We start from the raw sequence: 771 nt of genomic DNA on the forward strand, positions 1-771 counted from the left end.
AGACCAACGCAAAGCAATCCGACTCATCCCCATCGTGATCACCTTCGTTATAATTCTCTGACCGCGCAACACCAACTCCCATACTGATCACGTTCACCGAAACGGCTGATCACCATCGCCGAAATCCGCACCCGAGCCCTTCGTCTTGCTGGGAACCCAAGTCCGGGGAGGCTGCAATAAGGCGCATGGCACAGGCAACGACAGCCGGAGCGTGACCGGCAGCAACATGCCGTCCGCAGGTGGGAGGCCGTACGACCAGACCGGCCGGGATGTCGGCGGGTGTGCTTCAGATTCATAGTCCCCATCAACCTGACCGGCGGTGTAAAAACTACGTAAAATGGTGTCAGCTGAGCCGACCACACTGGATGCTGGGCAAACACGAGTGCGACTATTCATGCCTCTTCCCTTGATCAAGCGACCGCGGAAACGAGCAGCCCGGCCGTGGTGGGTCGCCGTGTATATCGTGCTTCTTGTGTTGCCGGCAGCCCTTGTTGCGCAGGACGAAAAGGCGGGTATTGCCTTTTCCACGATCGAGCCCAGCGCACAACTGCCCGCAGGCTGGAAGAACCTGCCGGTTGTGCGTGGCAAGCCAATGACGCAATACACGCTTGTTCACGACGGCCATACGACTGTCCTGCAGGCGGACGCGAACCGCTCTGCTTCTGCACTAATGCACGAGGGCAATATCGACCTCGTCCGCTCCCCTGTCGTGACATGGCGCTGGAAAGTAGAAAGACCGATTGAAGGCGCGGACAATCGCGTCGGATCGAA

Annotated in this window: 1 protein-coding gene; it reads left to right on the forward strand. The window is 58.8% G+C overall.

Annotated features, from left to right (window positions below; translation table 11 throughout):
• Positions 1-394 precede the first annotated feature (394 nt).
• Positions 395-771: DUF3047 domain-containing protein (locus AWB81_RS43740; protein ID WP_144444429.1), on the forward strand; the 377-nt coding region annotated here is incomplete at its 3' end.

Source organism: Caballeronia arationis (genome assembly GCF_001544975.2).
GTDB lineage: Bacteria > Pseudomonadota > Gammaproteobacteria > Burkholderiales > Burkholderiaceae > Caballeronia > Caballeronia arationis.